The organism is Nocardia cyriacigeorgica, assembly GCF_010868145.1.
Classification (GTDB): domain Bacteria; phylum Actinomycetota; class Actinomycetes; order Mycobacteriales; family Mycobacteriaceae; genus Nocardia; species Nocardia cyriacigeorgica_D.
Genome location: NZ_JAAGUY010000004.1, coordinates 108,111 through 121,480 on the forward strand (window position 1 = coordinate 108,111; position 13,370 = coordinate 121,480).

A 13,370-nucleotide genomic window follows, 5' to 3' on the forward strand; every position below is an offset into this window, starting at 1 on the left:
CTACTTCTCCGGCGCCACGAACTACCCTGCTACCGGGAACCGCTCCGCAACGACGTGCCCGGTCCGGTGCCATCGACATCGGTGAAGCCGTAGCGCGAGGCGAGTTCGGCGGTTGTCACGGTTGTGCCCGAGTGTGCAAACACCTCGGGATCGCCCGCCAACGCCGCAATGCCGCGACCGACGAATCGTGGCGACTCGGCATGTGCGACGTCGAAGGTTCCTTCGCCCGGTATGGCGATGACGGTCCGTCCGTCATCGGTGGTTGTCGCCTGGCCTGCGAGTAATTCGGTGAATACCAGGCCAGGCCACACCGATCGCACCGCGATTCCGTGCGGCCGCAATTCGACTGCCATATCCGCGGTCATCTTGTCCAACGCGGCCTTTCCGACCCCGTACACCACGTTGTGTCCGTAAGACGTCGCTCCCGAGGAGGAGATATTGACGATCAGCGGACTCGGCCGGTCGGTCTTGAACAACAGTGGTGCTGCGTACACTCCCGCAACGTAATGGGAACGGAGCCCTATCCCGAGGACCTGGTCCCACGCCTGCAGCGGCAACTCCCAGAACGGCCGATGCAGCCACTGAGCCAGATCCGGGGACGAGAAGACGTTGTTCACCAGAATGTCGAGGCATCCCTGTTCCGCCTCGACGCGCGCGAACAACTCCGCCACCTGGTCGTCGGCATGGTGGTCGCAGCGCACAGCGATCCCGGTGCCGCCGAGTGCGTTGATCTCGGCGGCCGTATCAGTGATCGTGCCGGGCAGCGGGCCCGGGTCGACGGTACGACCGGTCAGATACACGGTCGCACCACTGGCGCCGAGCTCCAGCGCAATGCCCTTGCCTATGCCTCTGGAAGCGCCGGTGACCACGGCGACCTTCCCCTTCAGTGGCAGCGACATCTATTTCCTCCGAATGAGATCAGGACGTATGAAGTTCGGGATCTCGCGTGCATATCGGACACTCGATGACCTACTCCCTGGCCCGGCCGACCATCCGTTGACCAGGTCTGGTGAAGTATCCGACCGGCTGGGACGAGAAGTATCGTCATTGATGGGAAGGGGACGCACCCGTACCGGTTCACCATTGTGATCGCACTCACAGCGTTCAGGGCGCCGTGGAGCAGGCCCGATCCGGTCCGCGGATCTCGTCCATCAGCATGCGCAGTGTGAGCGAATGCTTCTCCGGAGGCAGGGCATCCAGGGCAGACCGCGCAATGCGGACGCCTTCGGCACGGTCGCCCGCGCGCACCAGCATCAGCCCACGATGCATGTCGAGATGCGTGGCAAACCGCGGTAGTTCGGGCGGAAGTGCCGCGCGGGCATCGTCCTGCGCCTCGAGCGCTGACTTCTCATCGCCGAGTCGGGCAGCGAGCAGAGACAGGAAAACGTTGACTCGCCACCATGGAACCGCATAGTCCGAGGTCTGCTCCTCCGAGTACGAGAGGTCGAACTCGCGACGACCGGAGTCGATCAGGCCGCGAGCAGTACTCTGATCGCCTTGCATCGCCGCCGCGTGGGCCTTACCCCAGATCGAATTGAGCCGGGCGAGACTGTGTCGATCGGAGATCGCCAACGCCTGGTCGGCGAACGTGTGCGCAACCGGAAGCGCCGCTCCCTCGTAACCGAACGCGATCGCGGCTCGTCCGCGCACCCAGATACGGATGTCGGTGTCACCGGACCGGTCGGCAGCCCCAGCCGCCATCCGGTACCACGAAATCGCCTTGTTCCCATCACTACCTGGGTAGGTCTTGGCGTACAAGGTCATCAGACGAGCCGCAATCGCCCACATGCGGGGAGAATCCAGCTGCTGTTGTAGCACGACGAGATCCGCCGCCAAGCGCTGTTGGATCTGCGCCGCGCCCTGGCTCATGTAGTCGGCGCCGTATTGCGCCAACGTGGCTTCCCATTCGTCCACGTTGGGCCCGCTGGAATACAGTCGAGTGGAAAAGCCTTGCGACAGTAGCTCTGACGCAACCACCGGCGTGATCGAGGTGGCAGCCAGATGCGATAGGAACTCGCGACGCTTCACGTCGGTCTCCAATAGTCCTTGGGGGCAAGCCAACGCCGCCGCGAGGTGACGCAACCAAAACGGAGAGGGTTCGGTCCGGCCCGACTCCCAATGGCGCGAGATGTATTCGCGAGTCATGTCGTACCCAGACGACCTCGACAGCTCACCGGCCAGTTTGCCCTGGCTCCACCCCTTGGCGGAACGAAGCTGTTTGATCAGTCGTCCCGTGTCCGCTGACATGCATCAGGCCTGACACCACCTCCATGTTCTTTGCACCCTTTGGGGTCGCTTGCCACTCCCGGTGCCACTAGCGGTGTTCGACACGGTCGGCGCGGATGCCAGCTGAATGATGCCACTCCCTTGCCACTCGTGTGACTCCTGAGGTGCCACGCAACCTGGAAACACCGGGCGGCCAACGGGTCCGGTTCATCGTCTTTGTATGGAGAACAAGGAGCACCCATGAATTTCGGACCAACGTCGGCCGAGCTCGAGGTGTTGAACGTGCTTGCACCGGGCGGAACGTTGACCGCCGATCAGATCGCGCGACATGCGCGGTTGACCAGGTGGCGCGCTCGCTGGGTGTTAGCCCACCTGGAATCACGCTCGCTCATCGTTCGCACGCCCAACGGCGCCCGCTGGTCGGTGACATCTCGCGGTCGATACGCCACCGCCACGCGGCGTCGGAGGTGAAGCTCGAGTGGACCAGGGTCGGGTTCATCGTCGCGGTCGGCCTACCGCTGCTGTCGATCCTCGCGACGATCGCGTTGCCCCCTCGCGTGTCATTCGCGTGCTGGTCCAGCGTCGGTGGCAATTGGTGACCCCGATGCCGTCGCAACACTCGAAAGCTCTAGCAGGTGGCGGATCGGATTAGTTGCCAAGGCGAACCGCGCGATGGCCGAGGAAGTCTTCGCCGAAGAACTCCCCTGGCTCACCTGGCTTCCCGAACCGGCGCGACCACAATGCGTCGGTGAGCTACTAGACCACCTTCTGGCAGGCGCGGAGACCGGCCTACTGCTGCCGTTCTCTCGCGCTCTGCGGGAGTGGCAGTCGACAGCAGAGGTCTACTCGGACCCTGAACTTGCGCGCCGGTTGCGCGGCCCGTTTGGCGCCTATGAAGCCACGGAATTGCCGCGCCCAGGCAGGGCCGATGGCTGAGAAGCTCGGGCGAGGCGATGAGGCGAGAAGGCCGACCAGATGGATGGTTCGATTGATCGACCGTCAGGCGGCGATCGGGTGGAATTGTCTACTCGCGCAGGCCGAGAACAATCTCGACCGAGCCTGGGTGGCGATAACGACCGATCCCCGGTCCCGCGACGACCCAGCGCGACAGCATCCGCTGAAATTCGACCTTGGCCGAGTTCAGGTCGATGGCGCCGTGCTGGACCAATAGCAATACGAGGTAACCGGCGGTGGTCGGATCTGGTATGCGATCGATGATGCTCGCAAGACGTTGTGGATCACTCAGGCCGGAACCGCCCATCCGCGTCAAACGGACAAACGCCGTCGATGACCCTCAGAGCGCCGGTTCGGCGGCTGCCGATCGATCTGGCTCGAAATCACCGATCCCGCAACCACTTCTCGATCCGATCGATGGTGCTGTTCGGATCCTGGATCCACCCGTTGTGCCCCAGGGGTCTCGTTTCGCGCCAGGTTGTGATGTCGGCGTTGAGGAGTTTCTCCAGCAGGTGGCGGGCCGACGGCTCGGGGGTGAGTTCGTCGCCGGTCATGGTGATGGACAGGACCGGGAGTTTGAGGCGGGCGATGCGTTCTTCGTAGTCGATGTCGGCGCCGACGGGGACGAAGCGGCCGGTGCGGGCCAGGCGGGCCCAATCGGAGATCAGGACCTTGGATTGACGGCCGAAACCGTTCGGGCCGAAACGGTCGCCGGGCCAGAAACCGGCCAGGTTCGCCGTCAACGAGACCGCGGCGGTGCCGACGAGCATGCCGGGACCGGTGAGCCCCCGGTAGCCGCGGTAGTACGGCGTACCAGAGGCGATCAGGATGAGTCCGCCGAGCCGTCCGCGGATGCGTGCGGCGTACATGACGCCGAGCTGGCCGCCCATGCTGTGCCCGAGCAGATACGGCGTGCTGTCCGGGAAGCGGTCGCGCACCACCTCGAACATCGCCGGGAAGTCCACCGACACCAGCTCGTGGTAGCCGTAGGTGCTCGACGCGTCCGGTTTGGGGCTGCTGTCGCCGTTACCGCGAAGCTCGACGATCGCCACGTCGAAGCCGCGTTCGGACAGCAGCCGGGCGAAGTAGCCGTAGTACTCGGCCGGGACGCCGAGCCCCGGCACCATCACCACGACCGGGCGCGGCAGATCCGGTGTCACGGGGTGACGATGCGAACCCGTGGCCGAGAGCAGCCGCACCGGGACGGTGCTGCCGTCGAGCATCTGGATCGGTACGGTCTCCACGCGCCAAGGCTACGCGGAGTGCGGGCCTTCGATCACGCCCCGACCGCACCCATGATGACCCGGCTGAGCACCCTGATCACGTCGTCGAGCGGACGGCGCGGATCCGCGCCGCTCCATTCGTCGACCACGTAGTTGACCGCACCGATGATGGCCAGCATCCGCATCTCGTAGTCGCCGGGCGGGATCTCGCCGTGCATGGCGGCGTCCTCGGCCGCGCCTGCGAGCAGCGAACCCCACATGCGGCGCAGTTCCAGCCGGAACTTCTCCACCTTCGGTCCAGCGCCGACCACCTCGACCAGTGCCACTCTGGCCTTGCGCGGATCGGTGCCGATGGATTCCACGTACGCGCGGACCGCGGCGTCGATGCTCTCCACCGCGGTGGCTTCGGATCGCTCCGCGAGCGCGGCCTCCACCGCAGCGCGCGATTCTCGGTGTATCTGCTCGTACAGCTCTATGAGCAAGGATTCGCGGCCGGTGAACTCCTCGTAGAACTGACGGGAGGACAAACCCGCATCCTTGCAAATAGCGCCCACTGAGCTGTTCGCGTAACCGTCGCGCGCGAATACGGTCAGACCGGATTCCAGAAAACGCGCACGCCGCTGGCGTTGCCGGTCCTCTACGGGTTGCCCGGCATACATTCGTCCCGTATTCGCATCCTGTGACATTGGGGCAGACAATACCGAAGGGCCCGATCCCCTCGTCATGGATCGGGCCCTTCGCCGCAACTGGCGGCCGACCGCGCGTCAGCCGAGTTGGCAAGTCTGCGTCGGCTCGTTATTCGCTCATGGCGCCGGGGCAGGCGAGATGTTCGACACTCACCGGCCTTCCCCATCGCCGACGACACGCGAGCGATCGTCCGAGCACGTCGGATGGAACACCTGTCAAACACGAACTCCGATCTGGGATTACCTGGCCAATGTCACTGGCTGTTTGCCGAATCGGACGATACCTACGGCTCCGCGGCGCCGGGCGATTTTGAAGGGAATTTCTAGAATTATTTCTGGGCATTCGGCGCGGAAACTCCGCGGACGACGCCCGCCGGCCTAACGTGACCGAATGGGCACCGCACTGCTCTACGGACTGGGTACGGCTGTGCCGCTGGTGCTCGGCGCCATCATCGGCTTGCGCTGGACCCTCCCGAATCCGGTCCTCGCTTCACTCATGGCCCTCGGTGCGGGCACCATGATCGCCGCGGTGACCAACGAGTTGTTCGAGCCCGCCTTCGTCCAGGCCGGGGTGTTGATCGCGGGCACCGCGCTGTTCGCGGGCGCGACGATCTATGTGGTCGCCGACCGGCTCATCGAAAAGCGGCTCGGCCCCGCCGCGATCGGCTGGGCGCTGATGCTTGGCACGGTGCTGGACGGCGTTCCCGAGAACACCGCGCTCGGCGTCTCGTTGGCCAGTGGGGGCAGCGTGGTGCTGCTTGTCGCGGTGGCGGTGGGCAATGTGCCCGAGGCCATCGGCGGTTCGGCCCTCATGCGCGACCGCCACGGGTTCGCGCCCGGGCGAGCGCTGGCGCTGTGGACCATCACCGGCGTTGTACTGGTCGCGGTGACCGTGCTCGGAAACCTGCTCTCGGACAACCTTTCCGCGACCCAGATCAGCAGTGTCCAAGCGTTCGCGGGTGGCGCGACGATCGCGGTGCTGGCGGATTCACTGATGCCCGAGGCCTATCGGGAAGGTGGGTGGTGGGTCGGGATCGCGACTGCGGCAGGGTTTCTCGTCGCGTTCATGCTCGGCTAGCCGCCCGATTCGGACACCTCGAGCAAGCCGGGCAGATCCGCCACCGAGTCGATCACGTGATCCGGTTGCCGCGCCGAGGATTCCAGCACGCCCGCCCGGAACTTGCCGGTGCGCACCAGGACGCCGGTCATCCCGACGGCTTGGGCGGCGAGTACATCGGAGTGCAGATCGTCGCCGGCCATCAGCACCTTCTCCGGCGCCAGATCCATGGTCGCGGCACAGGTTTGGAAGCCGGTGGCCGATGGTTTGCCGACGACGGTGATCGAGGCGTTGCCTGCCGCCTCGAGGCCCGGCAGGTAGGCGCCGGTGTCGATCCGCAGCCCATCCTCGGTCGCCCAGGTCATCCCGCCTTGCATCGCGACGACCGGGACACCGTCGAGCATCCACTCGACCACGCGGCTCAGCGCGCGATGGGTGAATTCGGGCCCCGCGCCGCCGATGACGACCACTTCGGGATCCTCGTCCACCAGCCGCAGGTCGGCGAGATCGACGTCGATATCGCCGTGGTTGAGCACCAAGGCGCGGGCGTCCGGATGATCGCGGCGCAGGTATTCCACGGTCAATCGGGCGGCGGTGACGATCTCGGCGGGAGATACCTCGATGCCCGCCGCGCACAGCCGGTCGGCGATCTCGGCCTGGGTGCGCGAGGTGGTGTTGGTCAGAAACGCTCGGTGCAGGCCTTGCTCGGCGAGGCGCCGCACAGCGTCGGGCGCGCCGGGGAGCGCCCGCCATGAGGTCACCAGCACTCCGTCGATGTCGTAGAGCACTCCGGCTATCCGATTCGGATCGGCCATAGTGTCACTGTAGACCCGATGCCTGGCCGCGCAGGGCTGTGCGGACACCGAAGCCGGGCGTCGAAAGACATGGGAGCGGACCGCGGTTCGGCTGCGACACGCTCAGCGGGTGAATTGGCTGCGGAGCCACGCGTGCTGGTCGTCCAGCGCGGCGGCGGCCATGGGCGTCGCATGGCCGGTGAAACCGTGCGGCGCGCCGGGGTAGACCCGCAAGTCGATGTCGACGTCGGCGGCGGACAGTAGGGCGGCCATGGCAAGGTTGTCCCGCAACAGGATGTCTTCTTCACCGACGATCATCAGCACCGGAGGCAGACCGGCGGGGTCGGCGTAGATGGGCGAGATGTCCGGGAGGGTGCGGTCGGGCGCACGACCCGCGTAGGCCTCGATGAAGTACTCGTCGGCGATCAGCCGACCGCTCGGTGTCAGACCGCTCAAGTCATAGGTCCCGAACTGCAACACGGCACCGCTGAATGCGGCGATGCCGCGATCACGGAGGCGAAGCAGGGTGGTCATCGCGAGGGTGGCGCCCGCGGAGAAGCCGCCGATGGCGAGGCGAGAGGTTCCGAACCGAGTCGAGGCGTGTTCGGCGAGCCAGCGAGCTGCTGTTTCGCTGTCGTCGGGAGCGGCAGGCCACGGGTTTTCGGGCGCGAGCCGGTAGTCGACACTGACGACCGCGATGCCCAGCGTGTCGGCCAGTTCGCGGTTGCGGACATCGCGTGCTGCCGCCGATCCCATGTAGAAGCCGCCGCCATGGATATCCAGGAACACGCCGATCGGCGCCGAACCAGGGAGATGGATTCGCACCGGGACAGTGCGGTCGCCCTGCCCGACCGACTCGACGATCGCCGGGGGATTCGCCGGAGCAGGATGTTGCGCTCCCGCTCGAACCGACCGCAGCTCGCTCCAGTTACTCGGGCCTCGGCCGGTTCCGCGTTCGGCGTAGAAGTCGCGGGTCGCGCCGATCAGTGGGGTCAGCCGAGGGTCGACCAACTGTGAGAGCCCGAGCCGCACGATTCAGCTCCGCTCTTGCGCGGCGGGTGCTTCGGTGCGCGTCGCATCGAAGAGGTCGGCGCAGCGGGTGAGCAGGTCGATCAGGGTCTGCCGCTCGTCGTCGGTGAATCCTGCCGCGACGGCTCGCTCCACCGCGATTGCGCGAGCGTCGGCGGCACGCATGGCCACCTCCCCGGCCTCGGTCAGCCGGGTTTCGAGCACGTTCTTGTGCCAGGCGTGCGGGGTGCGTTCGATCAGCCCGCGGTCGACGAGGTTGGTGAGCACCGTGTTCATGGTCGGCGGTGTCACCCCGCACAGCCGGGCGAGTGCCGCGGCGGAGATGCCGGGATTCTCAACCAAGTTCAGCAAGGCGGCGTACTGCGCCACAGTGACGCCCACCGGCTTCAACGCGGCGTTCTTGGCCGCGTTCAACGCCTGCTCGGCGCGTTTGACATACGAACCGATGCGTTCGGCGGCGGGCATGGGCGTCATACGGGCATCGTATCCAGCCTTCCTGCCATTCGAGCCTTGACTAATATTAGAACTCTAATCTACATTCGTGCCCATTGATACATTCGACTACGAACTAATGCTCCGGAAAGAGGTCCGAACCATGTCCAATGCGCTGCCCCGTCGCTGGTCGGCGGCGGTACTCGCCGCAGCCGCCACGCTGGCCGTCGCCGGATGCGGCGGTGACGCGGAATCTGCCGAACCCGCCCCGCGAATCGACACCGCGTTCGAACTGCCCGGTGATCGGGTCTACCCGGAGGGCATCGCGGCAGATGAGCGCAACGGCGACGTCTACGTCGGTTCCTTCGCCGACGGGACGATCTATCGCGCCGCGGCCGGGACCGAGCGAGCCGAAGTCTTCCTGCCCAGCGGGACCGATGGTCGCGAGACCGCGAACGGGCTACGAGTAGATGCGGACAGGCGGTTGTGGGTGCTCGATTCGACCACCGGCGTCGCGGTCTACGACATCGCCTCGCGTGCCCTGATCGCGCGATTCGACGTCGCCGGTGACGGGGACCGCTTCGTCAACGACATCGTCGTGACCGCCGACAGCACCGCATACCTGACCGACAGCAGGAGCGCCGTCGTGTACCGCGTGACACCCGACGACCTGACACGCGCGATGGGCCAAGGCGGACGCGGCGAACTGACACCCGCCTTCGATGTGAATCCGGCGCTCGAACCGCACGCCCCCGACGCCTACACCCTCAACGGCATCACCGCCGACTCCGCAGGCACCTACCTGCTCGTCGTGGACTCCACCGGCGGCGACCTCTACCGTGTCGACCTGACCGCCGAAACTCGCAGCCCCATCCGCAAAGTCACCCTGAACGGCGGCGATGTGTCGATGGGCGACGGCCTCGACCTGCACGACACCACTCTGCGAGTCGCCCACAATGTTCACAACACGCTCAGCAGTTGGACGCTCACCGACAACGGCGCCACCGCGACCCGAACCGATATCCTCACCGACGAATCCCTCGCCACCCCAACCACACTGGTTCATTTCGACGAGCGCACCCTGGTGGTGTCGTCGCAATTCGACAAGGGCGGGCCACTCGGTTCCGGAACTCCCACCACGCCGTTCCGCGTGGTCACCGCCAGCGGAATCTGAGTCCGACAGCGGCGAGACGGCCGATCACGCGTCGAGTTCGGTGAACGGAATCTTCACCGGGAACTGCTCACTCAGCACGAGCACATCCTGGTGTGGTTCGGCGCGCCGATCGGGGGAGAAGCCCGGGGGTCTTCGGTTGCGTCCTTTGGCAGCGCATCTCGAAATCTGTGACCACCCGGATGCACGGCTCGTTCGGGCGCGCGGCATCGAATCCGTTCGCCAACCGCCGCGCGACGATAACGTGCTCCGCGCTCCCGCTCCGGCAGAAGATCGCGCTCACCGACGCCGAAGGCCGGCCCACCATCTGGTGGACCGGCCTTCGGTTCGAAATATGTTGCCGGGAGGCTGGACTCAGAAGTCCATACCGCCCATGCCGCCGGTCGGGTCGGCGGGCGCAGCCGCGGCCTTCTCCGGCTTGTCGGCGACGACGGCCTCGGTGGTCAGGAACAGGGCCGCGATGGAGGCCGCGTTCTGCAGGGCCGAACGGGTGACCTTGACCGGGTCGGCAACGCCGGCGGCCAGCAGGTCCTCGTACTCGCCGGAGTCGGCGTTCAGGCCGGAACCCGCGGGCAGGTTCGAGACCTTCTCGGCGACCACGCCGGGCTCGAGGCCGGCGTTGAAGGCGATCTGCTTCAGCGGAGCCGACAGCGCGACGCGCACGATGTTCGCGCCGGTCGCCTCGTCACCGGTCAGGTTCAGCGCGTCCAGCGCCGGAGCCGACTGCAGCAGGGCCACGCCACCACCGGCGACGATGCCCTCTTCGACGGCAGCCTTCGCGTTGCGGACGGCGTCCTCGATGCGGTGCTTGCGCTCCTTGAGCTCGACCTCGGTCGCGGCACCGGCCTTGATGACCGCAACACCGCCGGCCAGCTTGGCCAGGCGCTCCTGCAGCTTCTCGCGGTCGTAGTCCGAATCCGAGTTCTCGATCTCGGTGCGGATCTGCGCAACGCGGCCCTTGATGGCCTCCGCGTCGCCCGCGCCCTCGACGATGGTGGTCTCGTCCTTGGTGACGACGACCTTGCGCGCGGTGCCGAGCAGCTCGATACCGGCGGTCTCCAGGTTCAGGCCGACCTCTTCGCTGATGACCTCGCCACCGGTGAGGATGGCGATATCGGCGAGCTGGGCCTTGCGGCGGTCACCGAAGCCAGGGGCCTTGACGGCGACGGACTTGAAGGTGCCACGGATCTTGTTCACGACCAGGGTCGACAGGGCCTCGCCCTCGACGTCCTCGGCGATGATCAGCAGCGGCTTGCCGGCCTGGATGACCTTCTCCAGCAGCGGCAGCAGGTCCTTGACGGTCGAGACCTTCGAGCCGACCAGCAGCAGGTACGGGTCCTCGAGGACCGCTTCCTGACGCTCGGGGTCGGTGACGAAGTAGCCCGAGATGTAGCCCTTGTCGAAGCGCATACCCTCGGTCAGCTCCAGCTGGAGGCCGAAGGTGTTGCTCTCCTCGACGGTGATGACGCCTTCCTTGCCGACCTTGTCCATGGCCTCGGCGATGAGCTCACCGATGGACGCGTCGCCGGCCGAGATACCGGCGGTGGCAGCGATCTGCTCCTTGGTCTCGACCTCCTTGGCGGTGTCGAGCAGCTTGGCGGTGACGGCCTCGACGGCCTTCTCGATGCCGCGCTTCAGACCCAGCGGGTTCGCGCCGGCCGCGACGTTGCGCAGACCCTCGCGCACCAGCGCCTGAGCCAGCACGGTGGCGGTGGTGGTGCCGTCGCCCGCGACGTCGTCGGTCTTCTTGGCGACTTCCTTGACCAGCTCGGCGCCGATCTTCTCGTACGGGTCCTCCAGCTCGATCTCCTTGGCGATGGAAACACCATCGTTGGTGATCGTGGGGGCGCCCCACTTCTTCTCCAGCACGACGTTGCGACCCTTCGGGCCCAGCGTCACCTTGACCGCGTCGGCGAGGCTGTTCAGGCCCCGCTCGAGGCCGCGACGGGCCTCTTCGTCGTACGCAATTGTCTTGGCCATTGCGGTGAGATCCTCCAAGTAATGAGGCTGACACACAGGATGACCGCATTGTCGGGCCACCCTATTTACGCTGGCCAGGCTCGGTGCCCGCGACGGACGACCAGGGGTGTCTCGGATACCCGATCTCACCGTCCCGACCTGGCACTCACGGGTAGAGAGTGCCAAAGCCCTTTTTAGCACTCGAGGATGACGAGTGCAAGGTCAGCCGGAACGATCCCTACATCCGGTCGGTGACGCGCAGCGCCAGCGCGAGAAACGCATCGGCGCGCCGCTCCTCCGGCGACCGCGGCTCACCCTCGTCGACGGTGACCAGCTCGGCGTCATTGATCAGCAGTTCGGCCTCGACCCGCATGATGGCCCGGATGAACGGCGGCGCCACCTCCGGCGGCAGGTCACCGTTGACGACGTAGCTGCCGTCATCAAGGGATTCGGTCGAGACATACGACAGCGCGCGCAACAGATCGTCGCGCCGTTCCCCCGCGATCAGGTCGGAGTCGGTGTCATCCGCCATTGCTATAGGTTACCGGCCACACAGATGGGGCGGCGGCCCCACGCCCGAGCCGCCACTCCGTCGCGATGATCCGGTAACCGATCCGGTGATTCCCGAACCCCGTTCAGCCCGCGCAGACCTGCGCGTGAGCCCGCACGGGTGCGGCCGGACGCGGGAGGTGACCTCGCACTGCCACTCAGGATTTGTTGTCGATGATGCCCGCGAGCAGCTCGATCAGGTGAGCCTCCGCGGCCGATTTATCGATGCCGAGCCCCGACAGCACGCCTGCGCCGTTTTCCTGCTCGAGCAAAGCCAGCAGGACATGCTCGGTGCCGATGTAGTTGTGACCTAGGCGCAGCGCCTCACGGAAGGTCAGTTCCAGCACCTTCTTGGCCTCGGCGTCGAACGGCACCAGCGGAGGCACCTCGTCGTCGCCGGGCGGCAGAGCTGCGACCGCGGCGGTACGCACCGATTCTTCGGTGGCCCCCTGGGCGAGCAGTTCTTTTGCGGCGAGCCCGTCGGGTTCGGAGAGCAGGGCGAGCACCAAGTGCGGCGTCCCGATCTGCGCATTGCCAGCGGTGCGAGCAGCCTCCTGCGCCGCCATCACCACGTTCTTGGCACGCGGTGTGAACCGAGCGAAGCCGGAGGCGGGATCCATCGCCGCCGCGTCACCCGGAGTTTTGGGCACGAACCGCTTCTGCGCGGCCTGCTTGCTGACGCCCATACTGACGCCGATATCGGTCCAGGAGGCGCCGGAGCGGCGAGCCTGGTCGACGAAATGGCCGATCAGATGATCGGCCACCTCGCCGAGATGATTGGCGGCGACCATCGCGTCGGCCAATTGCTCCAGGACGTTGTCGGGGCGGGCCTTTTTGATGCCTTCGATGAGGTCGTCGAGTTTGAGCGAGGAAGTCATGCGTCAACCATAGGTTGACGATCCGGAAGTCGTCAACCGTTAGTTGACGCAACTCTACTTCGCTCCCGCACCCGCCGCGGCGAAGCGGACGATGCCCTCCTTGAACCGGGCCGCCGTCCGCCCGGTCAGCACCATCCGCCCCGGGGTGTCATCGGCATGCAAGAACTGAATGACGCCGTCGTGGCGCCCCATGCTCAGACACTGGAAGTGGTACCTGAACTTCAGCTCGCCCGGTCCCCTTCCGCGCAATCGCGCGGAGATCACGTCTGCGGCATAGGCGCCGGTCGGCAGCGCGGTCGCGCAGGCCATCCGCAGCTCGCGGTCGCCGGGGGAGCGGCGCGCCGATGCGTTTCTCGCGCTGGCGCTGCGCGTCACCGACCGGATGTAGGGATCGTTCCGGCTGACCTTGCAC

Annotated in this window: 14 protein-coding genes and 1 pseudogene; 3 read left to right on the forward strand and 12 right to left on the reverse strand. The window is 66.2% G+C overall.

The features are described 5' to 3' along the window. Positions 1-29: 29 nt before the first annotated feature. On the reverse strand, positions 30-899 hold the full coding sequence (locus GV792_RS08455; protein ID WP_163823455.1) for an SDR family NAD(P)-dependent oxidoreductase: 870 nt from the start codon (positions 897-899) through the stop codon (positions 30-32). Positions 900-1,104: 205 nt separating this feature from the next. After that, positions 1,105-2,247, reverse strand: coding sequence for a helix-turn-helix domain-containing protein (locus GV792_RS08460; protein ID WP_163823457.1), 1,143 nt, complete (start codon positions 2,245-2,247; stop codon positions 1,105-1,107). 651 nt (positions 2,248-2,898) lie between these two features. On the opposite strand from GV792_RS08460, the gene GV792_RS08465 reads away from it, so the two are divergent. Beyond that, complete coding sequence (locus GV792_RS08465; RefSeq protein WP_175583112.1) at positions 2,899-3,162, forward strand: hypothetical protein; 264 nt, start codon at positions 2,899-2,901, stop codon at positions 3,160-3,162. 88 nt (positions 3,163-3,250) lie between these two features. Here the strand turns inward: GV792_RS08465 and GV792_RS08470 are convergent, their stop codons facing one another. From GV792_RS08470 to GV792_RS08480, 3 genes are all read right to left on the reverse strand, one after another. Beyond that, positions 3,251-3,487, reverse strand: coding sequence for a hypothetical protein (locus GV792_RS08470; RefSeq protein ID WP_163823459.1), 237 nt, complete (start codon positions 3,485-3,487; stop codon positions 3,251-3,253). A gap of 76 nt (positions 3,488-3,563) precedes the next feature. Continuing rightward, entirely contained in the window at positions 3,564-4,424 is an 861-nt protein-coding gene (locus GV792_RS08475) for an alpha/beta hydrolase family protein (protein ID WP_163823461.1), read from the reverse strand. A 32-nt stretch (positions 4,425-4,456) separates the two neighbouring features. Beyond that, positions 4,457-5,128 (reverse strand): TetR/AcrR family transcriptional regulator, encoded by a 672-nt coding sequence (locus tag GV792_RS08480; protein WP_306043955.1) that lies wholly within the window; start codon positions 5,126-5,128, stop codon positions 4,457-4,459. Positions 5,129-5,480: 352 nt separating this feature from the next. On the opposite strand from GV792_RS08480, the gene GV792_RS08485 reads away from it, so the two are divergent. Next, positions 5,481-6,167, forward strand: coding sequence for a ZIP family metal transporter (locus tag GV792_RS08485; RefSeq protein WP_163823463.1), 687 nt, complete (start codon positions 5,481-5,483; stop codon positions 6,165-6,167). Here GV792_RS08485 and GV792_RS08490 read toward each other — a convergent pair. The 3 genes from GV792_RS08490 to GV792_RS08500 all read right to left on the reverse strand — a co-directional run bounded on the left by GV792_RS08490 (position 6,164) and on the right by GV792_RS08500 (position 8,443). Beyond that, complete coding sequence (locus GV792_RS08490; protein ID WP_163823465.1) at positions 6,164-6,961, reverse strand: HAD-IIA family hydrolase; 798 nt, start codon at positions 6,959-6,961, stop codon at positions 6,164-6,166. The two genes, GV792_RS08485 and GV792_RS08490, sit on opposite strands and share 4 nt — an antisense overlap. A gap of 102 nt (positions 6,962-7,063) precedes the next feature. Next, positions 7,064-7,972 (reverse strand): alpha/beta hydrolase, encoded by a 909-nt coding sequence (locus GV792_RS08495; protein WP_163823467.1) that lies wholly within the window; start codon positions 7,970-7,972, stop codon positions 7,064-7,066. Positions 7,973-7,975: 3 nt separating this feature from the next. Next, entirely contained in the window at positions 7,976-8,443 is a 468-nt protein-coding gene (locus GV792_RS08500; RefSeq protein ID WP_256668123.1) for a MarR family winged helix-turn-helix transcriptional regulator, read from the reverse strand. A gap of 67 nt (positions 8,444-8,510) precedes the next feature. On the opposite strand from GV792_RS08500, the gene GV792_RS08505 reads away from it, so the two are divergent. Then, positions 8,511-9,575, forward strand: a complete 1,065-nt coding sequence (locus tag GV792_RS08505) for an SMP-30/gluconolactonase/LRE family protein (protein ID WP_309139086.1) — start codon at positions 8,511-8,513, stop codon at positions 9,573-9,575. A gap of 351 nt (positions 9,576-9,926) precedes the next feature. On the opposite strand, the gene groL is transcribed toward GV792_RS08505, so the two are convergent. The 4 genes and pseudogenes from groL to GV792_RS08525 all read right to left on the reverse strand — a co-directional run. Then, positions 9,927-11,552: a chaperonin GroEL gene (gene groL / locus GV792_RS08510; RefSeq protein WP_163823469.1), complete on the reverse strand. Its 1,626-nt coding sequence runs from the start codon at positions 11,550-11,552 to the stop codon at positions 9,927-9,929. 217 nt (positions 11,553-11,769) lie between these two features. Continuing rightward, positions 11,770-12,063 carry a DUF222 domain-containing protein gene (locus GV792_RS08515; protein WP_163823471.1) on the reverse strand — a complete coding sequence of 98 codons (294 nt, stop codon included), beginning with the start codon at positions 12,061-12,063 and terminating at the stop codon, positions 11,770-11,772. Positions 12,064-12,238: 175 nt separating this feature from the next. After that, positions 12,239-12,958 carry a Clp protease N-terminal domain-containing protein gene (locus GV792_RS08520; protein ID WP_163823473.1) on the reverse strand — a complete coding sequence of 240 codons (720 nt, stop codon included), beginning with the start codon at positions 12,956-12,958 and terminating at the stop codon, positions 12,239-12,241. A 54-nt stretch (positions 12,959-13,012) separates the two neighbouring features. Then, positions 13,013-13,370, reverse strand: a pseudogene (locus GV792_RS08525) (oxidoreductase); the annotation flags it as partial.

Bases quoted from the DNA above. Each gene is read 5' to 3' on its own strand.
- GV792_RS08500 (WP_256668123.1), bottom strand. From the start codon at position 8,443: ATGACGCCCATGCCCGCCGCCGAACGCATCGGTTCGTATGTCAAACGC.
- GV792_RS08465 (WP_175583112.1), top strand. From the start codon at position 2,899: ATGGCCGAGGAAGTCTTCGCCGAAGAACTCCCCTGGCTCACCTGGCTT.
- GV792_RS08515 (WP_163823471.1), bottom strand. From the start codon at position 12,063: ATGGCGGATGACACCGACTCCGACCTGATCGCGGGGGAACGGCGCGAC.
- GV792_RS08490 (WP_163823465.1), bottom strand. From the start codon at position 6,961: ATGGCCGATCCGAATCGGATAGCCGGAGTGCTCTACGACATCGACGGA.
- GV792_RS08480 (WP_306043955.1), bottom strand. From the start codon at position 5,128: ATGACGAGGGGATCGGGCCCTTCGGTATTGTCTGCCCCAATGTCACAG.
- GV792_RS08470 (WP_163823459.1), bottom strand. From the start codon at position 3,487: ATGGGCGGTTCCGGCCTGAGTGATCCACAACGTCTTGCGAGCATCATC.
- GV792_RS08455 (WP_163823455.1), bottom strand. From the start codon at position 899: ATGTCGCTGCCACTGAAGGGGAAGGTCGCCGTGGTCACCGGCGCTTCC.
- GV792_RS08485 (WP_163823463.1), top strand. From the start codon at position 5,481: ATGGGCACCGCACTGCTCTACGGACTGGGTACGGCTGTGCCGCTGGTG.
- groL (WP_163823469.1), bottom strand. From the start codon at position 11,552: ATGGCCAAGACAATTGCGTACGACGAAGAGGCCCGTCGCGGCCTCGAG.
- GV792_RS08520 (WP_163823473.1), bottom strand. From the start codon at position 12,958: ATGACTTCCTCGCTCAAACTCGACGACCTCATCGAAGGCATCAAAAAG.
- GV792_RS08460 (WP_163823457.1), bottom strand. From the start codon at position 2,247: ATGTCAGCGGACACGGGACGACTGATCAAACAGCTTCGTTCCGCCAAG.